This window comes from uncultured Ruminococcus sp. (genome assembly GCF_947301925.1).
In the GTDB taxonomy this organism is placed as follows: Bacteria; Bacillota; Clostridia; order Oscillospirales; family Ruminococcaceae; genus Ruminococcus.
This window is the reverse complement of sequence record NZ_CAMYUE010000002.1, coordinates 268,941-290,820: the sequence shown is the minus strand read 5'-3', so window position 1 is coordinate 290,820 and position 21,880 is coordinate 268,941. Positions and strand designations below refer to the sequence as shown.

Genomic DNA, 21,880 nt, shown 5'->3' with positions numbered 1-21,880 from the left:
TGTTTCTCTTTAAAATCTGCGGAAAATAGCATTATAAAAACTCATACACTATTATTTTACACGTTTGCTAATTAAATGTCAATAGCTTTGGAATAATGTAGCAGATTGCCGTAAACCGTCGGTAAACAGCCTGTCTTTTCGTTGCTTTTGACAATGCAAAAAGCTCCCCCGAAAGCAGGGGAGCCTTGATATCATATCTCTGTAACAAATGGCGTAATGAGTATCATTATCATACATACGGGACAGATGTATTTTATCATGACGCTGTACATCAGCTTTGAGCGGAAGCGCTTTTCGCCGAACATCACTTCCTCCTCCACATACTTTGTCTTTACTGTAAAGCCTATGAGTATGCAGGTGAAGAAGGCAAGGACGGGCATCATTATATTGTTCGTGGCGAAGTCGAAGAAATCAAGTATCTGCATACCGAATATCTTTACCTCAGACCATACGCTGTAGCCCAGTACGGAGAGCATACCGACAGCCACAGTCACTGCGATGACAGCGATACAGCTGCTTGAACGGCTGAGCCCGAACTTTTCCATGACAACTGCCACCACTGTTTCCATAAGGGATATGGAGGAGGTGAGGGCTGCCAGTGATACCAGGATAAAGAAGGCTGTGCCTATTATCTGGCCTGCGGGCATGGAAGCGAATACCTTGGGAAGGGTTATGAACATGAGTCCCGGCCCCTTGTTGAGAGCTGTCTGGTCGCCGCCTGAGAATACGAATACTGCGGGGACGATTATCATTCCCGCAAGGATAGCTACAAGAGTATCGAAGATCTCTATCTGGCGCACCGAGCTTTCAAGGGAGTCCTCTTTTCTCATGTACGAGCCGTAGGTCACCATGATACCCATAGCTATGGACATCGAGTAGAACAGCTGACCGCAGGCCGCAGCTACTGTTCTCAGCAGCTTTGAGGCGGTAAAGCCCTCAAAATCCGGGAGCAGGTAATACTTCAGGCCCTCTCCTGCACCGTCAAGTGTGAGAGTGTATACAGCTATGCCGATTATCAGCACCAGCAGCACGGGCATGAGGAATTTGCTGACCTTTTCAATGCCCTTTTCAACTCCGAGAAAGACTACAACAGAGGTGAGGAGCACATATATTATGAAGAATGCGGCAGGCTGCTCCAGCATACCTATGAAGTGCTCGAAGAAGGTCAGCTTCGTACCGGGGTCTGAGGAGGAGGCGTATTCCGCAACGGAAGCAGCCTCTCCGCCGCCTGTTACGAATACCGTCATATACTTCAGCACCCAGCCGCCTATGACGCAGTAGTAGGGGAGTATCAGTGCAGGTATCACTGCCGCAAGAATACCCAGAGGCGAGAAGCGCTTGTCCACGGTTTTGTAGGCGCCGATAACGCTTTTTCCCGTGCGCCTGCCTATGGCTATCTCAGTGAGCATCAGTGTGAAGCCGAAGGTTATGGCGAATATTATGTATACCAGCAGGAAGATGCCGCCGCCGTATTTTGCGGCAAGGTAAGGGAACCGCCATATGTTGCCAAGTCCCACCGCGGAGCCTGCTGCGGCAAGGACGAAGCCTATCTTAGAGCCGAAGCCTCCTCTGGAGGTCTCAGCCTTTGTTTCAGTTTTCATTATGATACATTCCTTTCGTTGTCGTTGGTATGATGCGATACAAATATAATTATAGCATTAGTTATAGGAAAAATCAATATCAAGTCTTGCAAAAAAATTGTCTGTAGGGGCGGCGTTCCGCCGCCCGATATAACGAGAAATTTTGCGGGCTGATATTATCTACCCCTACAAAAAAGGAACGCCGGGTTCGGCGTTCCTTACAAATTATTCGATTCCTGCCTGCTGTTTTGCAGCTGTGAGGGTGTTCTTCATAAGCATTGCGATAGTCATGGGACCTACGCCGCCGGGTACGGGAGTGATGAACGAAGCCTTCTTCTCGGCGGACTCGAACTCAACGTCGCCGCAGAGCTTGCCGTTGTCGAGGCGGTTCATGCCTACGTCGATGACTACAGCGCCTTCCTTTATCATATCGCCTGTAACGAAGTTAGCGCGGCCGATGGCAACTACAAGGATATCAGCGCCGAGGCATACCTCCTTGAGGTTCTTTGTCTTGGAGTGGCAGATAGTAACGGTGCCGTTCTTCTGGAGAAGCAGCATTGCCTGTGGCTTGCCGACGATATTGCTTCTGCCGATAACTACGCACTGCTTGCCTGTGATATCCGTGCCTGTGCTCTCAATAAGGCGCATAACGCCTGCGGGAGTGCATGGAAGGAAGGAATACTCGCCTATCATTATCTTGCCCACGTTGATGGGGTGGAAGGCGTCAACGTCCTTGTCGGGTGAGATAGCGTTGATAACAGCCTTCTCGTCGATGTGCTTGGGCAGGGGGAGCTGTACCAGTATTCCGTTTACTCTGTCGTCGCGGTTAAGTACGTTTACCAGGTCAAGAAGCTGCTCCTGTGTGGTGGATTCGTCCAGAGCGTACTCGAATGACTGGAAGCCTACTGCCTCGCAGGCCTTCTTCTTGTTGTTGACATATACTCTTGAAGCGGGATTGTTGCCTACGATAACTACCGCAAGGCCTACCTTGAGTCCCTTTTCGTCCCTGAGTCTGGCAGCTTCCTCTGCTACCTCGTTCTTTACTGCTGCGGAAACTGCTTTTCCGTCGATAATCTGTGCCATTTATTTATCCTCCTTATCATCATCGGACTCCTCGTCCTCATCATCGTCGTCTTCATCTTCGTCGTTATCTTCATCGTCGTCCTTTACAGGAACAGGTTGATGTTCGTCTTCCTCGTCATCGTCATCATCTTCATCATCGTCGTCATCATCGCCGCCGAGGATAGTGTCCTCATCGTCCAGCTCGTCCTCGTCGAAGTCGTCATCATCATCGTTGAAGATGTCAAGGTCGTCCTCATCATCGTCACCGCTGCCTGCCTTGGCGTCCTCCTTGGAGATACCCATGCGCTTTCTGCGGCTCTCCTCGATAAGACGGTGGGATTCCTCGGTGTTTGCGTAGAGCACGAAGCTCTCGGGATCGCGCTTCCTTCTGATGAAGAATACTATCAGCAGGAGCACTGACACAACAAACAATACTGCGGACAGCGCCTGTGAGATGCGGATATTGCCCAGCATGAGGCTGTCGGTGCGGAGGCCTTCAACTACGAAGCGCTCTGCGCCGTACCATGCAAGGTACATGAGGAAGATCTGGCCGTCGAACTTCCTGCGCTTGGAGAGAAATGCCAGTATCACAAAGCCCAGCAGACACCATACCGACTCATAGAGGAAGCAGGGGTGTACGGGCTTTTCCCAGAGCATTTCCAGACCGTTCTTGTACATATCACCATCAAGGCTCATGCCCTCGGAGATAGTGCGCTGGATAGTTCCGCCTGTCATGCCCAGGAAGGAATCGGTATTGGTACCGAAGGCCTCCTGATTGACGAAGTTGCCCCAGCGTCCTATGCCCTGGCCTATGAGAAGTCCCAGAGCGGTGATGTCCAGCATGGGCAGAATCTTTATCTTCTTGATCTTACATATTATAAAACCGACTAAAAGTGCGCCGATTATACCGCCGTAAATGGCCAGGCCGCCGTTGCGGGTGTTGACTATTGCCTTCCAGTCCCATTTGTATTCGTCCCAGCGCATGAGTACATAGTAGATACGGGCGCCGATTATGCCGCCGATGACTCCGCCTATGACTGCGTCGATGGCTCTGTCGGAATCAAGGCCGAAGCGCTTCATCTTTGGCAGGGCGTATACAAGGGCGAGTATCAGTCCGATAGTGATGATGATACCGTACCACTGTATCTGGAAGCCGAATACCGTAAAGGCTGTGGGGTCGATGCTGAATTTCCAGCCAAGCTCGGGGAATTGTATTTCGTGGGGTTCTAATAGTGTTGTTTCATTCATGGGATTATGCCTCCTTTTCAATTACCGACAGAACGCATCTGTCAGGGCGCAGCTCCCTGCGCATATAATCTATCACATCGGCGCCGGTAAGGTCTGAAAGAGCCTCTATAGCGTCGTAAGGACCGACTTCGTCCATGTGTGCGCAGAGCATGAGACTTGCCACTGCTTCCACATTGTTCAGCTCCCGTATGAGCATACCGTAGGAGGATTTCTTTATCCTCTGGAAGTCCTTCTCCCTTATGCCCTCGCTGATGAGTCTTTCTATCTCGGCGTTTACGGCCTCCCTGATCCTTTGGGGGTGATCCGATTCGCCGCTGAAGAACACGGTGAAATAGCCGCTTCCGCAGAACACCTCTCCGCCGAATGTGGAGTTGATGATCTCCTCTTTAAGGAGCCTCTCGCACATGGGGAGGGCGGGGTCCGTGAGGAGAGCCGCGGCTGTGGAGGCGGCGGCAGCGTCCTTCAGTCGCTGTGCGCCGTCGCTCGGAGTGCATTTATAGCCCAGCTGGAATATGGAGGCTCCCACCGGCTGCTTTTCGATGAACTCGGGCTGCACAATGCCGGCAGGCTCATCGGGGAATACGGTCTCAAGTCCCTTGTCCTCGGTGGGACGGAGACAGCGGTCGCATATCTCAAGCACTGTATCGGCCTTTATGTTGCCTGCTATGGCGAGCACCATATTGTTCAGGTTGTAGAAGGCGTCATAGCACTTGTAGAGCAGATCTGCGTCTATCTTCGAGATACTTTCAACTGTACCTGCGATGTCGGTCTTTATGGGGTGGGCGTGGAACATACAGCGGAGCATATTGAAGAATACGCGCCATTCGGGGTTATCGTTGGTCATTTTTATCTCCTGGCCGATGATACCCATTTCCTTGTCCACGTTTTCCTTGGTGAAGTAGGGCTTCTGTACGAAATCCAGCAGTATCTCCAGATTCTTCTCATAGTTCTTGGAGCAGCTGAAGGTGTAGCAGGTCTTGTCGAAGGCAGTGAATGCGTTGCCGGAGGCTCCTGTCTTTGCGTAGAGCTCGAATACACCGCAGTCCTCATTCTCGAAGAGCTTGTGCTCAAGGAAGTGGGCTATGCCTTCGGGGACGGTGGTGTAATCGCTGTCGGCGGCGTTCTTGAATATGTTGTTCACGGAGCCGTATCTGGTGCCGATAATGGCTTCTATGCTGCTGAAGTCGTTCATCTCGCAGATGTAGATATCAAGACCGCTGCTGTGCTTGACGTGTATGCAGCTGTCTCCCGTGCGGGCGCCTGTGATGATCTCTTTTTCCATTATCCCTGCACCTCCTTGTTGAGCATGAGGTATACGCTGTCGGGCTTCAGCGATTTAGCTGCCTCGACGATACGCTCCTTTGTGACTGCCTTGAATCTGAGGAAGTGCTCCTCTGGGGTGATGAACTCCCCGTCGCAGAAGCAGTCCAGATACCAGCCTATATATGAGGTGGGAGTGTCGCCTACCTGTAATACTGCGTTATCCAGCGCCATGAGAGCGCCCTGCATTTCCTGGTCGGTGATGTTGCCCTTTCTTACCTCATCAAGCTGAGCCATTATCTCGTCCTCGGCGGTCTTTATGTTGCTGCGCTCAACGCCGATATCCACGAAAAATGAACCCTTTACGGAGATGGAACGACTGGTGCAGTAATAGCATAGGCTGTTCTTCTCGCGGACGTTGAGGAAGAGTTTGGAGAATGGCAGCTCGCCGTAGATTATGCTGAGCATTTTCAGGGCGTATCTGTCGTCCGAATCGGTCTTGAAGGCGAATACAGCCTTGCACTGATTCACGTCGAATTCCTCGGAGACGGTCTCGACCTGAGCCTTCAGGGGACTGTGGTTGCGTATGTTCACTGCTTTGGGAGCTCTGTCAATGCTGCCGAAGCTGCTGCGGAACATCTCCGCGAACGAGTCGTCCTCCTGCGGTGCAACGTAGAATATCTCTATCTGAGCGGTTTTCAGAAGCTCACGGTAAGCTCTGAAGGCCTCTGCGGGAGTTGCCGACGAAGCGGCCTCTCTGCTTCCGTAGCCTGTACACTCCGCAGGCTCGCCCCTGTATGCCACTGCGGCCGCCTGTGCCAGAGCGTAGCTTCGCTTCTGGTTGAGCTCGCCGTCTATGCGGTCGATGAGGTCTTTTTTCACCATTGCGAAGGAATCCTCGTCAAAGGCGCCGTCCTTTGCATTGGGACTGAAAAGGCAGTCCCTTATAAGGCTGAGCATCTCGCCGCTGATATCCTCGCCGTCTATTGCGTATCTGTTGTCCAGCCATGAGGCCTTCAGACCCAGTATCTGGGCGTCGCCCTTCTTGCGGGCCGAGGAGCCCAGACCTGCGCCGTAGAGCTCGGAGAGCTTTTCGCACAGTGCTGCGTATGTCCTGAAGCCGCTGCTGGAGACTGTCAGTATGCCGGTGGCAAGGTTATTGACGGCAGCTGTCTTTTCGCTCAGCTCCGTCAGGAAATATACACCAAGGGAACAGGTCTTGAATTTTTTGTCAATTATAGAGGTGAAGCCGATTTTATCGCCAAGTTCAGACCTTTTGTATATCATCAGGATAACACTCCAATCTAAAAAAGCTATACACCATATTATAGCACACTTGAGAAGAAATTACCATAGTATTTTGATTTTTTTTCATTTTTTTACTCTCTTGTAACGGATATTGTGCTAAAATACTTGATTTTTAACCTGCGAAAGTGGTATAATATATTTCAGACATATGCAAACAGATAAAAAGGAGGCAGGAAAAATGGGTTATGTTGGTGAGAAATGCCCCGTATGCAATAAGATATTTACTCCCGATGACGATATAGTAGTGTGTCCCGACTGCGGCACGCCTCATCACAGGGATTGTTATACTTCCACGATGACCTGCGCAAATGCCGGATTTCACGCAGAAGGCAGGAAATGGGAAAAGGCAACCGTATCCGGTCCGCGGTACAGGATATGTCCCGTATGCCGCTTTTCAAACAGTGAGAAGGATGAAAGCTGTCAGCGCTGCGGCACCGACCTGAGAGCTGTGAGAGCTTCCGGGGACGGCGGTCAGAGACAGACAGGGGACCGCAGCGGCAGTCAGTGGAATGAAGGATTTCCTATCCCCGACGCAGACGAGCTCATAGATCCCATAAACTATCTGGGCTACGACCAGAATGAGGATATGGGCGGAGCCACAATGCGGGAGGTCAGCGATTTCGTCGGCCCCAATACCATATACTATCTGCCCAAGTTCAAGCGCCTGAAGGAGGACGGCGTCCGTCCGTCGTTCAATATACTGGGACTGATATTCCCGTCTCTGTTCTTCGCAAACAGAAGAATGTGGGGCTGGGCGATAATAACCGTGGTGGTAGGCACTCTGCTGGGCTTTCCGTCGGATCTGCTCATATATCTGAAGGAGTATGCCGAGGAGATTCCTGCGGAGCTGGCAAACTTCCTGTCGGACAATACAAAGACTATCAGGCTGCTGGGAGATATAGGCCTTGCCCTTAATCTCAGCGCAAGAGCGCTGATATGCTTCTTCTCCAACTGGCTTTACTACAGGTTCACCATGCGCTCCATAAAGAAGATAAAGATGCGCCGCGGTCCTGCCTCGCAGATAAAGTCATCAGGCGGCATTAAGCCCCTGAACGTGATATTCATTATGCTCATAAGGTACGGTGTTACGCTGATAGCCTTTGCGGCACTGTTCTTCTGCGTTGAGTTCGTGTTCACATTCAGGGAGGTCTATAAGGTATAAGAACATAAGAAAAGGGGAGCCGTTCCTGCGGGGGCATGGCAGGAGGCTTCTGATACAAGGGGGACGAAAATGAGGATAAGAAGGCTTTGTATCCTTTTTGCAGCGGTGCTGTGTCTTGCTCTTGCAGGCTGCGGGCTCCGCGACTATCCCACCTATACCTATCAGCTCAGCAATCCGCTGGGGGAGAGGTATCTGGTGAATTACTGCGAGCAGACTGGCTATCCCGATAATACCACCCGTGTGAAGATCTTCAGGGATAAGGATAAGATCGGCGATTACGACGGGGGAGCCTATACGGGCTGTGATTCGTATATACCTTCGCAGATAATGCTGATATGCAGCAAGGATAAGGTTGACTATTACTATATGAAGTCTCAGTTCGGCGAGTACATAATCGCGGACGGATTCATGGACGTGAGGCTGAACTTCAATATGCTTCAGATAAGCGGAGCCACCGGCAAAATGAGCGATATCGACAAGCGCTCCTATTCAAAGCTGGCGGCGGCTGTACGCGGTGCGGTAACGGCTGAGTCGGCACAGAAGAGGTTCTTGTCCTGCGGATACAGCTCGGACAGCTTCATGGCATTTTACAATTACAAGGACTGAACATATAACAAAAAAAGCTCCGCGGCTGCGGAGCTTTTTCCATAAAAACATCCCCGTAAGCATTTGCTGCATACGGGGATACTGTTTTTACTCATAATCTGAGTTTGCGTCAGGCCATACTCTGTACATAGGCGTATTAGTAGTACCGTCGCCTACCCAGATCTCTACGTCGATAGGATCTGGATCACGGTAGCCTATGAACCAGCGGTTAAGCTTCTTGCCGGAAGATGACTTCTGGAACTTAACAGGTGTCTTGCCCTTTCCCATGAAATGATTCAGTGCATCCAGGAATGCTTTTGCATCCTTGCTGCCGCTTGTCCATGAGGAATGATTCTTTCCGTTGTTGGAAGCACCATCCTTGGAACATACTATAACAAAGTCATAGTTGTCGGTATTTTCGCCGGTCTTGCCGCTTGCATGGTGTTTTGAAGTACCGCTGGCACCGAAGGATTCAGCTGCCTCCTCGTTGTCTGCAAGGATAGCCATGACGCTGTCGTGGATACTCTTTGCACTGGAAATGTCAGATGTACGCTTTGAGCGCTTGACATAGCCCAGCATTGATGGAACGAGTATTGCTGCCAGAACGCCAATGATGGCTATAACGACGATCAGCTCAACCAGTGTGAAGCCCTTTTTTGATATTTTTGCCATATAAATCCCCCCATAGTTTTATAGTGCAAAAAAGTTTGTGTTCTTGATTACATTATACGATGTTTTACAGGATTTGTCAATAGCTTATTCAAAAAAATTTCATAAAGGTGTATAAAGATTTGCCTATATTACGTTATGTAATCACTTTGCTATGACTTTCTTGAATGCCTTCTTGCCCTTGCGGACTATGAGCTCTCCGTCAAGACGGATCATCTCCTTGGGGTCTGTCTTTTTCTCGTCGTTCACTGTGATGCCGCCCTGCTGTACAAGACGTCTTGCCTCGGATACGGAAGGAGCAAGCTCTGCCTTGACCAGAAGGTTGAGAAGGCCGATGGCGCCGTCGGTAAGGTCTGCGGAGTCTATCTCGGCTACGGGCATATTCTCATTGGAGCCGCTTCCGCCGAAGAGTGCCTTTGCAGCTGCCTTTGCCTTTTCAGCTTCCTCCTCGCCGTGAACCAGCTTTGTGAGCTCGTAAGCAAGGAGCTCCTTGGCAGCGTTGAACTGTGCGCCCTCCATGGTCTTTTCCATTTCCTCGATCTGCTCAACGGGTACGAAGGTCAGCATCTTCAGGCACTTGATAACGTCTGCGTCGTCCACGTTTCTCCAGTACTGGAAGAACTCGTAGGGAGTTGTCTTTTCGGGATCCAGCCATACTGCGCCCTTCTCGGTCTTGCCCATCTTCTTGCCCTCGGAGTTGAGGAGCAGGGTGATGGTCATTGCGTAAGCGTCCTTGCCCAGCTTTCTTCTGATGAGCTCTGTGCCGCCCAGCATATTTGCCCACTGGTCGTCGCCGCCGAACTGCATATTGCAGCCGTATTTCTGGAAAAGCTCAAGGAAGTCGTAGCTCTGCATTATCATGTAGTTGAATTCCAGGAAGGTAAGACCGCGCTCCATACGCTGCTTGTAGCACTCGTGAGAGAGCATACGGTTTACGCTGAAGTGAGCTCCCACGTCGCGGAGAAGCTCGATGTAGTTCAGCTTCATGAGCCAGTCTGCGTTGTTGACGATGATGGCCTTGTCCTCCGAGAAGTCGATGAATCGGCTCATCTGCTTCTTGAAGCAGTCAACGTTGTGCTGGATAGTCTCAGGAGTCATCATCTTTCTCATGTCGGTCTTGCCCGAAGGGTCGCCGATCATGGCTGTACCGCCGCCGATGAGCACGATGGGCTTGTTGCCTGCCATCTGGAGACGCTTCATAAGGCAGAGCGCCATGAAGTGACCTACATGGAGAGAGTCCGCTGTGGGGTCGAAGCCGATGTAGAAGGTAGCCTTGCCTGCGTTGACGAGCTCCTCTATCTCTTTTTCGTCTGTGAGCTGCGCGAGGAGACCTCTGCGCTTGAGTTCTTCAAAAGTAGTCATAATTTATTCTCCTTTATATTATTGTTTTATTATTAAGCTTGATCGGCAGCCATACTGCCATAAAGAATGAAAACATCGGGCGTTTTCATGTATATCACGACCTTTCGGTGTTACTGTTCAGTCAGCGTGCCTCATTATTGCCTTCAGGGCGCCCAGCAGGGCCGAATGTATGAAGGTGCGGAGGGCTATGAGAGCCTGTCCGGTCATAAATACATATTTAATGTATCCGTAGAAGTATTCGCCTGCGCCGCCTGAGTTCCTTTCGGCAAGTCTCTCCATATAGGGAGCCACCCTATCGCCGCCGAAGGTGACGAACTCCACTAAAAGCGCAAGGAGCAGGGCGATAGTGAAGCCAAGATTGAGCTTTGCGCTGTCAAGTCCCGCCAGTCCCGTATAGGGGTGCATATACCTTGTGAGGAGAGCCGTCAGCATGAAGCCCAGAGCGGTACATACAGCCATGCGGATAAACGGCGAGCTGCTGTCCGAATTTGCGGGGTTTATGAAGCCGATGTACAGAAAAAGAAGCGGCAGCAGAAAGATGATCGCCGAGATGCACAGATAAGGTATTGCCTTTTTCATGATCCTCCTCCTTTGCAAATACAAAAGCCCCCGAACAGCATAAACTGTCCGGGGGCGAAGCTACTCGCGGTACCACCCCGATTCACTGAGCAATACTCAGCCTCGTCAAGCTGTAACGGGCATACCCGTCCGCACCTACTTGTGTTCAATGCGGCAACTCCCGAATGTAGGTCTCTGTACGCCGTCATTCCCTCGCACCATACGGGAACTCTCTGGATCGGGCACTGCACAGGTTTTATTCGTTCACGGTTTTTGCCCTTATATCATAACACAACTTTTTTCGCTTGTCAAGTGGGGAGCAGCCTGTTTTTTCACGCTGTGGAGCGGCAGTGCTTGCGCTTCTTCTCGGAGTACATCTTGTCGTCCATTTCGTTGAGGAAGCTGTCGATGCTCCTTTTGCCGTTGTAGAGAGCCGTACCGATGGAGAACGAGAGCTTGTATTCAGTTTTGTCGGAGACGTTGAACTTCTCCAGCTGATTGCGCAGGCTGTTCTCGATGTTCATGAGCTCGAATTCATTGTTAACTCTGGCGATTATGATGAATTCGTCTCCTGCGAACCTAACGGATATGCTCTTTGCAGGCTTTGCCGCATTGATTATCTCTGCGGCGGAGATGAGAGCCTCATCGCCTACGGAATGGCCGAACATATCGTTTATGCTCTTGAAGAAGTCGATATCTATCATTACTCCGCCAAGCTCCGTGCCCTTACGGGACACATCGGCAAGAACATGGTCGAGGTAATTGCGGTTGCAGAGCTTTGTCAGCGGGTCGATATACGACAGCTCGTTCTGTAAGCTCATGTGGGTGCCTACAAGGCCCAGGGCCACGGAGCACCATGCCAGCGAAATGCCGTAGAATACCATCTGGGCAGTGGTGCCGATTATTATGGGCATAAGGAACATCCATATAGGAAAGAACCTTGTCTTTGCAGAGCCCTTGTAGTATCTGTATCTGACGCAGACGCTGAAGCCGAGATACATGAATACCGAGATATAATAAATGTATCCCAGCGGCTGACGGCTGTATAGGTTGTTTCCGTCGAAGCTGAACAGGTATCCCCATTTCAGATTAGGTATGAGCGCAAGCAGGAGTATCAGGGTAGGTACGGCCAGCCATGAGTAGTATTTTTTCAGGCGGCTCTCCTGCTTGTAGAGCCTGAGGTCAACATATATGCACCAGAGATATGATGTTGTGACGTTTATGGCGTATGTAAGTGTATCTGTGAGCATAGCGGCTGTGTGAGCTCCGAAGAAAGTCTTGCCGTCGACGATGAATGATATCGTCTCGCTTGCGCAGGCAAGAGCGGTCAGCAGTATCATTGCCGTGAACACCCGGTCGCTTGGCAGCTTTCTCTGTCTTACCAGATAGCTGCTTATCTGTAATATCACCAGCATTGCTATACCTATACCGTTCGTAACTATAATGCATTGCAGGTTCATAGTATCCTCCTTCCCCTCAGAAGACCTTATACTATTATAACATATTACATATAAACATTCAAGAGATTAACTAAAAATTTACAAATTATGCCCAATGGGTGTGGAGCGCCTCCGTGAGAAAAAACTGCGGGGGAAATCAATTTTTTTCTGTTTGGTACTTGAAATTTGACGAGGTTTGATATATAATTAATTATTATAGTGTAACGGGAGGAATCAGAAATGAGTACAAAGGTCGGATTTGACAACGAAAAATATCTGAAAATGCAGTCTGAGCATATCAGGCAGCGTATCGCTCAGTTCGGCGATAAGCTTTACCTTGAGTTCGGTGGAAAGCTCTTTGACGATTACCACGCTTCAAGAGTGCTTCCGGGCTTCAAACCCGACAGCAAGCTGCAGATGCTCCTTCAGCTGAAGGAAGACGCAGAGATCGTAATAGTAATCAACTCCGATGATATCGAGAAGAACAAGGTCAGGGGAGATCTGGGCATTACCTATGATGTGGACGTTATCAGGCTCTTCAACGTGTTCACAAAGATAGGTCTCTATGTCAGCAGCGTTGTTCTCACAAGATACGACGGCCAGCCCACCGCTGACGCCTTCCAGAAGCGTCTGGAGGCTCTGGGCATAAAGGTATATCATCACTACAGCATCAAGGGCTATCCCTCTAACCTTCAGTACATAATCAGCGACGAGGGCTACGGCAGGAACGATTATATCGAGACCTCCAGAAAGCTCGTGGTCATCACAGCTCCCGGTCCCGGAAGCGGAAAAATGGCTACCTGTCTCTCTCAGCTCTACCATGAGCACAAGAGGGGAGTGGACGCAGGCTACGCCAAGTTCGAGACCTTCCCCATATGGAACCTTCCTCTCCGTCACCCCGTGAATATCGCCTATGAGGCCGCTACTGCCGACCTCAACGACGTGAATATGATAGATCCCTTCCACCTTGAGGCCTACGGCAAGACTACCGTTAACTATAACCGCGATGTGGAGATATTCCCCGTGCTCAATGCCATGTTCGAGAATATCCTCGGCGAGTCGCCCTACAAGTCTCCTACGGATATGGGCGTGAATATGGCAGGCAACTGCATAGTTGACGACGAGGCCGTTTGCGAGGCCGCAAAGCAGGAGATCATCCGCAGATACTACACAGGTATGTGCGACAACAGAAAGGGTCTTATCTCCATCGAGGAGGTAATGAAGCTGGAGCTCCTCATGAAGCAGGCAAACGTTACTCCCGAGGACAGAAAGGTGGTTGCCTCTGCCCTTGAAAAGGAGAAGGAGACAGGCGGCCCTGCGGCTGCTATGGAGCTTCCCGACGGTACTATCCTTACGGGACGCACCTCAAACCTGTTGGGAGCTGTTTCGGCTCTGCTGCTCAACGCTCTAAAGCATTTCGCTCAGATAGATGATGAGATACTTCTCATGTCGCCTCATGTAATTGAGCCCATCATGGAGCTGAAGGTGAACCACCTGGGCAACAACAATCCCAGAATGCACACAGACGAGACTCTGCTGGCTCTTTCCATCTGCGCCAATACCGACGAGAACGCCAAGAAGGCCATGGATCAGATATCAAAGCTCCGCGGCTGCGAGGTACACTCCACGGTTATCCTCTCATCGGTTGACGAGCGTATCTTCAAGCGCCTCGGCATCAATCTCACCTGCGAACCCAAATATCAGGCATGAAAAAAGGCTCCCGAATAAACGGGAGCCTTTTATAATGTTAAAAGAAGAAAATATGTTCTGGGTGTTTATTTTTGAATAATAATATGGTATAATATACTTTGTTCGCAATATGCTTTGTTCTTTCAGGAGAAAAATATGACCGATAAGATTATTATTAAAGGCGCACGAGCCAATAACCTCAAAAATATAGATCTGGAGCTGCCCCGCGACCGACTCATCGTAATGACGGGACTGTCGGGCTCGGGAAAATCCTCCCTCGCCTTCGATACCATCTACGCTGACGGTCAGCGCAGGTATGTGGAGAGCCTTTCCTCCTACGCGAGAATGTTCCTCGGACAGATGGAAAAGCCCGATGTGGACAGCATAGAGGGACTTTCTCCCGCTATCTCCATTGACCAGAAGACCACCTCGAAAAATCCCCGTTCCACCGTGGGTACCGTAACGGAGATATACGACTATCTGCGACTTCTGTACGCCCGTATCGGCGTGCCCCACTGTCCTGTCTGCGGCAGGGAGATATCCCAGCAGACCATTGACCAGATGGTGGATACCCTTATGGAGCTGCCGCAGGGTACAAAGCTTCAGCTTCTTGCTCCTATCGTAAGGAACCGCAAGGGACAGTACGCAAAGGAGCTGGAAAGCGCAAGGAAGTCGGGCTTTGTCCGCGTAAGAGTTGACGGTATCATGTACGAGCTCTCGGAGGAGATAAAGCTTGACAAGAACAAGAAGCACAATATCGAGATAATCGTTGACCGTATCGTCATAAAAGAGGGCATAGAGTCCCGTATCACCGACAGCCTTGAAACTGTATTCAGCCTTACGGGGGGACTTGCCATTGCCGACGTCATCGGCGGCGAGGAGATACTTTTCTCGCAGAATTACGCCTGTCCCGAGCACAACATAAGTATAGGCGAGCTGGAGCCGGTTATGTTCTCATTCAACAATCCCGTGGGAGCCTGCCCGAAATGCACTGGCCTGGGCGTTTTCAAGCATATAGATCCCGACCTTGTCGTGCCTGACAAGGAGCTCTCCATAGAGGAGGGAGCTATTACCGCCTCGGGCTGGAACAGCCGCGACGAGGCCTCCATATCTTCCATGTATTACCGCGCCATATCCAAGAAGTACGGCATTCCTCTGGACGTTCCCGTAAAGGAGCTGACAAAGGAGCAGATGGATCTGTTCCTGTACGGTACGGGAGACGATATGCTTGACCTGAAAAGGCCTGCTTCTCTGGGCGGAGGCAGCTACCGTTCACCCTTCGAGGGCGTTATCAACAACCTTGAACGCCGCTATAAGGAGACCTCCAGCGAGCTGTCAAGGAACGAGATAGAGGAGCATATGAGCGAGGTCAGCTGTCCTGTATGCAAGGGCAGAAGGCTCCGCGACGAGTACCTTGCCGTTACGGTAGGGGATAAGAATATCAGCCAGCTCACCGACCTCTCGGTGAAGGAGGGACTGCGTTTCTTCAACGGGCTGAAGCTCTCGGAGCATGACAGCTTTGTGGGCGAGCGTATCATAAAGGAGATAAAGGAACGTCTGGGCTTCCTGGGCAGCGTGGGACTGGAATACCTCACGCTCTCCCGCGGAGCAGGCACCCTTTCGGGCGGCGAGAGCCAGAGGATTCGTCTTGCCACACAGATAGGCTCCTCGCTGGTGGGAGTGCTGTATATCCTTGACGAGCCAAGTATCGGCCTGCATCAGCGCGACAACGACAAGCTGATAGCTACGCTGAAAAGGCTCCGCGATCTCGGCAATACGCTGATAGTGGTGGAGCACGACGACGATACCATGCTGGCGGCGGACTATATCGTGGATATCGGTCCGGGAGCAGGTATCCACGGCGGAGAAGTGGTGTTCGCAGGCACTGTGGACAAGCTTCTCAAGTGTAAGAGCTCCATAACGGGACAGTACCTCAGCGGAAAAAAGAAGATAGAGATACCCGTAAAGCGCAGGAGCGGAAACGGAAAATTCCTTACCGTCCGCGGAGCTTCCGAGCATAACCTTCGCAATATCGACGTAAGCATACCTCTCGGTGAGCTGGTGTGCGTTACGGGAGTTTCCGGCTCGGGCAAGTCCTCGCTGGTGAACGAGGTCATATACAAGCACCTTGCCGCAAGGCTCAACCGCGCCAAGACAAGGAGCGGAGCCTTTGAGGATATGGAGGGTACAGAATACCTGGACAAGGTTATATGTATAGATCAGTCCCCCATAGGCAGGACGCCCCGTTCAAATCCCGCTACCTATACGGGAGTTTTCGGCGATATACGCGAGCTCTTTGCAAAGACTCCCGACGCCAAGGCTCACGGCTATTCAAGCGGAAGGTTCTCCTTCAACGTAAAGGGCGGACGCTGCGAGGCCTGCGAGGGCGACGGCATCATAAAGATAGAGATGCACTTCCTGCCGGATATCTATGTTCCCTGCGAGGTGTGCAAGGGAAAGCGGTACAACCGTGAGACCCTGGATATACACTACAAGGGAAAGTCAATATACGATGTGCTGGAAATGACAGTGGACGAAGGCGTTGAGTTCTTCGAGCATATCCCCAGGATAGCCAAGAAGCTGAAGACCTTACAGGAAGTTGGACTGGGCTATATAAAGATAGGTCAGCCTGCGACTACACTTTCGGGCGGCGAGGCTCAGCGTGTGAAGCTCTCCACGGAGCTGTCGAAGCGCTCCACGGGCAATACCATCTATATCCTCGACGAACCCACCACGGGACTTCATACCGCGGACGTACACAAGCTCATAGATGTGCTCCAGCAGCTGACGGATCAGGGAAATACGGTGCTGGTCATCGAGCACAACCTCAACGTCATCAAGGTGGCGGACCATATCATCGATCTGGGTCCCGAGGGCGGCGACGGCGGCGGCACCATCGTGGCGCAGGGCACTCCCGAGGAAGTGGCACAGTGCGAAAGGTCCTACACGGGACAGTATCTGAAGCCCTACCTCAAATAATAAATAAGGAGTATTCTCTCCGTGGGGAGGGAATACTCCTTTTTTTATCCTTCTATCTGCCGCGCAAGGAACTGTGCGGCGGCGTTTATGAGACTTTTCTGGAGGTCGGTTACCTCATGGCATTTTTCACTGGTCAGGAAGGCCACGGCTCCCGAAACGTCACCTGCGGTTATTATTGGAAGGGCAGCTATGGCTGTTCTGTCCACTCCCTCAGCAGGGAAGAAGCTGTTGGTCTTTCCGTCGGGACAGAAGAACTGGCCGCGGCTCTCCATGAGCTCCTCCAGCTGACCTGTTACGCGGCGCTCGGCAAATTCGCGGCGGGGCACTCCCGCAGAGGCCACAATGTGATCCTTGTCGGTTATCAGCACGGGACAGCCTGCTATCTTGTGCATGATATCCGCCACATAGACTGCATTCTGGCTCATCTCGCTGACGGCGGAGTACTTCTTGAATATTACCTCGCCCTCGCTGTTGGTATATATTTCCAGCGGATCGCCCTCCCGTATGCGCATGGTGCGGCGGATCTCCTTAGGTATCACCACGCGTCCGAGGTCGTCTATACGTCTTACTATTCCTGTTGCTTTCATTATATTCCCTCCGTTTGATAAATGCTTTGTGGGAATAGTTTACGCAGAAAAAAGTGGGATTATACATTTTTTGTGATAAAAGCATCAAAAAACGGAGACCTCCGTGCAGGAGGTCTCCGCTATGGTTGATATTCATGAGGATCTGACGTCATTTCATCATTTCGGTGAAGTCGATCACCCTGTCGCATATCTCCAGAGCAGCAGGACGATGTGTCACTATGACAACTGTCTTGTCGGTCATATTCCGCAGATTTTCCAGCAGCTGCCTTTCCGTGCGCTCGTCCAGAGCGGATGTGGCTTCGTCCAGAAGAAGCACGGGGCTCTCCGAGAATATGGCTCTGGCAATGGCGATCCTCTGCATCTGTCCCTCCGAGAGGCCTGTTCCGCGCTCGCCGAGAAGGGTGTCCGCGCCCTCCTCAAGAGCTGCCACAAAATCCCCGGCGCAGGCTATTTTTAGGGCGTTTGCTATACGTTCATCGTTGCCGCTGTCGGATCTGTCCGCAAAGGCGATGACCTCGCGGATAGTGCCGCTCATGAGCTGATTTCCCTGGGGCACATAGGCGAAGAGCCTGTGCCATTCCGCGGAAAGGGTCCGTTCCGTGCCGTCCCTGTCCCTGAGAAAGCGCTGTCCGCCGTCAAGGCGGTAAATGCTCATAAGGAGCTTCAGCACAGTGGATTTACCGCAGCCGCTGTGTCCCGTAAAGGCCACATACTCGCCCTTTTTTATCTCCATGCTTATATCGTGGAGAACTACGGGCATATCATCCTTTGAGAGCTTCTTTATGCTGTCCACTGCGGGATAGTAGGTGAAGTCGGCGTTTTTAAGCCCGAAGGAGGCGAAGTTGCTGCCGTAATAGCTCCTGACCGCGTCTATCTCAAGGGGAGCAGCGCTGCTCTCGTCCTCGAAGCTCTCGATCTCCATAAGGCGCTCTGCGCTGGCGGTCATGGCGTAAAATTTGGGAAGATATCCCGTTATATTTGCAAAGGGAGTCTGTATCTGTGAGATAAGCTGTGTTATAGCGGTAAGAGTACCGTAGCTTATGGTGCCGATGAGAATGCCGTAGCCGCAGTAGCAGGCGCCGAAGAGGTACATACCGTTCATAGCCAGGCCGAATCCTATATTGCACACGTTGGAGAAGCGGTTCTTCTTCATTCGTGCGGTCTTGTGCTCGGCCATCTTCTCGGCGCTCTCCGCAGAGGTCTGCTCCTCGGCGGCAAATGAGCGTATCATCATCATGCTGCCAATGCGTTCCTGAAGGAATATGCGGAGCTTTCCGTCACGCTCCTGCACGTTCTTGTGGAGCTTTTTCAGCACCCGTCGGAAGGCATATGTGAACAGTATCAGCACGATGCCGCAGGGGAGAAGCACACAGGCGAAGCGCCAGTCCAGCACTATCATCATAGCCACTGCGCTTATCATCTTGACTATCATGCCCACAAGTCCCGGGATTATCTCCGCATAGCTGTCGGAGACCACCACCGTGTCGTTGGTGAGGCGGTTCAGCCATTCTCCCGAGTGTACGGCGTTGACGCTGGCAAAATCCTTGCGGAGGATATTCTTCATGAGCCTTTCCTTGAACAGGTTCTCGAAGGTGGACTTTGAAAGCTCGTTCAGCCAGCGCATGACTGCACGGAGAGCCACCTGTCCCAGCACCAGCAGCAGCGCAAGCAAAACGTTGTACCGGAAGCCGCTGCGGTCGTGATCGGTGGCGCAGTTCACGATATTGCGCAGCAGCAGCGCGTACAGCACGCCGCTGCTTCCGAAAAGAGCCTGTATCACTGTCAGCGCAAGGATATACAGCTTGTTTCTGCCGGGAACGGCGTAGAGCCATTTTATCGCATTATTTCTTTCCATATTTCCTTTTCAGCCATTTCGGGAGTTTTTTTGCTTTCAGTATGAAAGCGCGTATGGGGAAGAAGTCGCACCACATATGGACGTACAGTCTGTATTTCCTGTCTGTGACGGGGATCTCCCTGCCGCCGCGCACGACTGCCGTCAGCACGCCGATGATATGGCGGTCTGTGATGCCGTATTCCTTATTTGTGCGGTTGTCTCCGCATATGACATAGTCCTCGCTGCGCACCTTCAGTATCCTGTGTAGCACATACTGGCCGCTGTCGCGTCTGTACAGCGGAACGTCGTACTTCTTCAGCCTGCCGTTCGGCTTCTCTATGATGAGAAGGTCCCTGTCCTGTCGTATGAGCGGACGCATACTGTCTCCCACATTGGTATAGACCAGCCTGCCGTCCCGCTCCAGTATTTCTTCAAAAGTGGTCATCTCATGCCCTCATAGGCGACCTTTGCCGCCTCTATATCCATGTTGCAGCCCAGACGGTACAGCCTGACGTTGTCGGCCAGTCTGTCCACCAGAGAAAGGGTACTGCTCATTTTCAGCATATCCGCGGGACGGTAGACCTGCTGTAAGAGCATAGGGTAGGCCTCCTCGCGGGATATCCGCTCAATATGGTTCTGTTCCGCCCTTGTGAGTATGCAGATGGCCTTCAGCGGAACGGAGATATTTGCCCCGAGACGGTGCTTGCCGCTGTAGGGAGTACCGTAGGCGGTGACGCCGCATTCTCCGATTTTTAAAAGGGGCTTGTCGTCGTTGACCATTACTGCGCGTTCGCCGAAGTATTCACGCCAAAGCCTTGTGTGGGTGGATTTGCCTGTGCCCGACTTTGCGGTGAACAGGAAGCCCTCTCCGTCAACGGCTATGACCGAGCCGTGAAAGAGGATAGTGTCATGGTCTATCATCTCTTTGGCTATGCGGCGGTATACCGCAAGCTCCTCCAGATAGCCGTCTGAGAAGCTGTGGACTGGTATGCCCTCCAGCTCTTCTTCCCTGCGCGACTTCATGCGCTCAAATTCAATGTCCTCCTGAGAGGTCACAACGGAATAGTCGGCGGGCTCGTCGGTGGCATAGTCCCGGCAGTATGTGTGGACATCGTCGTACACAGAGCTTATCTTCACCACTCTGTCCGCTATCTTATAGTTTCTTGTTATCATATTTCTTCAGTGCCTTCATCTCTGCCCTGAGTTTTTCGGGCCTTGTGAATATTCCCTTTATCCAGCGCCAGACGTATGCCACAGGGAGCAGTACCTTCGTTTTGTAGAAAAAGGGATAGTGATGCTTCATGAATTCAAGGTCGGGGAACAGTCTTGCTCTTATGAAGCCTGCCTTTGAGCCCCTTCCCGACTTCTCGATGTACTTCCTGACGCTGTTGGTGCCAACGTTTTCAACGGTGCCGTATGTGCCGAATACAAGGTATTTTTCCAGCTCTGCCTCCTCGTCCCCGGTGAGGACGGGCTCCTCCGCTGAGGAGAACAGCTTCATGGAGAGTTCGAGGCGCTGCTTTTCGTAATCGGCAATGCCCAGCTGCTTCAGCTGCTCCTCGATATAGCCTCTGTCCAGCTTTCCTTCCATGGCCTTCATAAAGACATAGCAGTCCACCAGCGAGCGTATACCCGTGCCGCCGCCGTTGTGATGGCGGTATTCGTGAGCGGTCATATAGACGTAGAAGTCCTCGTCGGAGAAATGACGGCCGTATCTGCTGTCCTCGTCGGGCTTCATGAGACGGCTCATGTCCTCATAGTAACGGAAAAGTTTTTCATTCTGTCCGTACACGAACAGAGAGGTGTGCATCTCCATGTTGAGCACGGGAGGCTTCTTGTATTCGTCGGTGTAGCTCTTGCCCACGCTCTCGGCGGTATATCCTCTTGCAAGCATTATCTCCTTGAGGTCGTTCTGCCTTGATGAGTCGTAGAGTATGTCGTTGTCGGACATCTCACGCATACCGGTTTTGGGGTAGAGCTCCTTCAGCACGGCGCCCTTCAGTGGCAGATACCATATGCCCTGTTTTTCCATTTCGGCGGTTATGGCTCCGCGCTCCGAATCGAGGATAATGTTCTTTCTCACCGCATTGTTATAGGCAGCGGAGAAGCCTTCATGCTGTATCCCTGCGCTGTTCAGTGCGGTGAACACCGTTCCCCTGAGAGTGTGCAGCTTGCAGAGCTCATAGAGCTTGCCGAGATCCATGGCCTCGACTCTTTCTTTGTCGGGAACAATGGAATTAACGGCACAGGAGAGCAGGTATATCAGATCCCTGCGCTCGGCGTTCATTCTTCTATGGCTCCTATGGAGCGGAGCTTGGCTATTACTGCCGTGGTGTCCTTTTCGACAACGGCGCGGTCAACGTCGTATTTCTCCAGCAGCTTGTCAACGATGGCAGCCTCTGTGGTGTCGGTCTTCAGGCACTCGATGATGAAGGCTGCGGTGGAGTTGCTGCGGATAAGACCGCTGAAGGACGTACCGCTGGTGGATACGGTTATGTGCTCGCCCTTGGATTCGTGGGTGAGAAATCTTGGATCAAGTCTCATGATTACACTCTCTT

19 protein-coding genes and 1 other annotated feature are annotated in these 21,880 nt (G+C 51.7%); of the genes, 4 read left to right on the top strand and 15 right to left on the bottom strand.

Annotated elements, in window-relative coordinates:
* Positions 1-191: 191 nt before the first annotated feature.
* The 5 genes from Q0Y65_RS04715 to Q0Y65_RS04695 all read right to left on the bottom strand — a co-directional run bounded on the left by Q0Y65_RS04715 (position 192) and on the right by Q0Y65_RS04695 (position 6,437).
* A complete protein-coding gene (locus Q0Y65_RS04715; RefSeq protein WP_297957753.1) occupies positions 192-1,601 on the bottom strand; it encodes a sodium-dependent transporter in 1,410 nt (469 codons plus the stop codon).
* 204 nt (positions 1,602-1,805) lie between these two features.
* Complete coding sequence (folD, locus tag Q0Y65_RS04710; protein ID WP_297957751.1) at positions 1,806-2,663, bottom strand: bifunctional methylenetetrahydrofolate dehydrogenase/methenyltetrahydrofolate cyclohydrolase FolD; 858 nt, start codon at positions 2,661-2,663, stop codon at positions 1,806-1,808.
* Positions 2,664-3,890 (bottom strand): prolipoprotein diacylglyceryl transferase, encoded by a 1,227-nt coding sequence (gene lgt / locus Q0Y65_RS04705; protein ID WP_297957750.1) that lies wholly within the window; start codon positions 3,888-3,890, stop codon positions 2,664-2,666. It lies immediately after the preceding gene.
* A 4-nt stretch (positions 3,891-3,894) separates the two neighbouring features.
* Complete coding sequence (locus Q0Y65_RS04700) at positions 3,895-5,172, bottom strand: EF-P 5-aminopentanol modification-associated protein YfmH (protein ID WP_297957748.1); 1,278 nt, start codon at positions 5,170-5,172, stop codon at positions 3,895-3,897.
* The gene (locus tag Q0Y65_RS04695) at positions 5,172-6,437 is read right to left on the bottom strand and encodes a pitrilysin family protein (RefSeq protein WP_297957746.1); all 1,266 of its coding nucleotides are present in this window, start codon (positions 6,435-6,437) and stop codon (positions 5,172-5,174) included. Before Q0Y65_RS04695 ends, Q0Y65_RS04700 begins: the two co-directional genes overlap by 1 nt.
* Before the next feature lie 199 nt (positions 6,438-6,636).
* Here Q0Y65_RS04695 and Q0Y65_RS04690 point away from each other — a divergent pair, with 199 nt between their 5' ends.
* Positions 6,637-7,620, top strand: a complete 984-nt coding sequence (locus Q0Y65_RS04690; protein WP_297957744.1) for an RING finger protein — start codon at positions 6,637-6,639, stop codon at positions 7,618-7,620.
* A 69-nt stretch (positions 7,621-7,689) separates the two neighbouring features.
* Complete coding sequence (locus Q0Y65_RS04685) at positions 7,690-8,226, top strand: hypothetical protein (RefSeq protein WP_297957741.1); 537 nt, start codon at positions 7,690-7,692, stop codon at positions 8,224-8,226.
* 87 nt (positions 8,227-8,313) lie between these two features.
* Here Q0Y65_RS04685 and Q0Y65_RS04680 read toward each other — a convergent pair whose 3' ends face one another.
* From Q0Y65_RS04680 to Q0Y65_RS04665, 4 genes are all read right to left on the bottom strand, one after another.
* Positions 8,314-8,877, bottom strand: coding sequence for a type II secretion system protein (locus Q0Y65_RS04680; protein WP_297957739.1), 564 nt, complete (start codon positions 8,875-8,877; stop codon positions 8,314-8,316).
* Positions 8,878-9,018: 141 nt separating this feature from the next.
* On the bottom strand, positions 9,019-10,236 hold the full coding sequence (gene tyrS / locus Q0Y65_RS04675) for a tyrosine--tRNA ligase (protein WP_297957738.1): 1,218 nt from the start codon (positions 10,234-10,236) through the stop codon (positions 9,019-9,021).
* A gap of 117 nt (positions 10,237-10,353) precedes the next feature.
* A complete protein-coding gene (locus Q0Y65_RS04670; protein ID WP_297957736.1) occupies positions 10,354-10,815 on the bottom strand; it encodes a hypothetical protein in 462 nt (153 codons plus the stop codon).
* A gap of 47 nt (positions 10,816-10,862) precedes the next feature.
* Positions 10,863-11,071: a binding site (T-box leader), on the bottom strand.
* A gap of 55 nt (positions 11,072-11,126) precedes the next feature.
* On the bottom strand, positions 11,127-12,254 hold the full coding sequence (locus Q0Y65_RS04665) for a GGDEF domain-containing protein (protein WP_297957734.1): 1,128 nt from the start codon (positions 12,252-12,254) through the stop codon (positions 11,127-11,129).
* 219 nt (positions 12,255-12,473) lie between these two features.
* Between Q0Y65_RS04665 and Q0Y65_RS04660 the strand changes: the two genes are divergently transcribed.
* Both Q0Y65_RS04660 and uvrA read left to right on the top strand, forming a co-directional pair.
* A complete protein-coding gene (locus Q0Y65_RS04660) occupies positions 12,474-13,943 on the top strand; it encodes a DUF1846 domain-containing protein (protein ID WP_297957732.1) in 1,470 nt (489 codons plus the stop codon).
* A gap of 135 nt (positions 13,944-14,078) precedes the next feature.
* Positions 14,079-16,901 carry an excinuclease ABC subunit UvrA gene (uvrA, locus tag Q0Y65_RS04655; RefSeq protein WP_297957730.1) on the top strand — a complete coding sequence of 941 codons (2,823 nt, stop codon included), beginning with the start codon at positions 14,079-14,081 and terminating at the stop codon, positions 16,899-16,901.
* Positions 16,902-16,945: 44 nt separating this feature from the next.
* Here uvrA and Q0Y65_RS04650 read toward each other — a convergent pair whose 3' ends face one another.
* The 6 genes from Q0Y65_RS04650 to Q0Y65_RS04625 all read right to left on the bottom strand — a co-directional run bounded on the left by Q0Y65_RS04650 (position 16,946) and on the right by Q0Y65_RS04625 (position 21,866).
* A complete protein-coding gene (locus Q0Y65_RS04650; RefSeq protein WP_297957728.1) occupies positions 16,946-17,488 on the bottom strand; it encodes a stage V sporulation T C-terminal domain-containing protein in 543 nt (180 codons plus the stop codon).
* A gap of 148 nt (positions 17,489-17,636) precedes the next feature.
* The gene (locus tag Q0Y65_RS04645) at positions 17,637-19,343 is read right to left on the bottom strand and encodes an ABC transporter ATP-binding protein (protein ID WP_297957726.1); all 1,707 of its coding nucleotides are present in this window, start codon (positions 19,341-19,343) and stop codon (positions 17,637-17,639) included.
* The gene (locus Q0Y65_RS04640; RefSeq protein WP_297957724.1) at positions 19,330-19,767 is read right to left on the bottom strand and encodes a S24/S26 family peptidase; all 438 of its coding nucleotides are present in this window, start codon (positions 19,765-19,767) and stop codon (positions 19,330-19,332) included. Before Q0Y65_RS04640 ends, Q0Y65_RS04645 begins: the two co-directional genes overlap by 14 nt.
* Positions 19,764-20,495 carry a hypothetical protein gene (locus tag Q0Y65_RS04635; protein WP_297957723.1) on the bottom strand — a complete coding sequence of 244 codons (732 nt, stop codon included), beginning with the start codon at positions 20,493-20,495 and terminating at the stop codon, positions 19,764-19,766. The genes Q0Y65_RS04640 and Q0Y65_RS04635 overlap by 4 nt, the downstream gene beginning before the upstream one ends.
* Entirely contained in the window at positions 20,476-21,609 is a 1,134-nt protein-coding gene (locus tag Q0Y65_RS04630) for a nucleotidyltransferase family protein (protein ID WP_297957721.1), read from the bottom strand. The genes Q0Y65_RS04635 and Q0Y65_RS04630 overlap by 20 nt, the downstream gene beginning before the upstream one ends.
* The gene (locus Q0Y65_RS04625) at positions 21,606-21,866 is read right to left on the bottom strand and encodes a PqqD family protein (protein ID WP_297957719.1); all 261 of its coding nucleotides are present in this window, start codon (positions 21,864-21,866) and stop codon (positions 21,606-21,608) included. The genes Q0Y65_RS04630 and Q0Y65_RS04625 overlap by 4 nt, the downstream gene beginning before the upstream one ends.
* Positions 21,867-21,880: the final 14 nt, after the last annotated feature.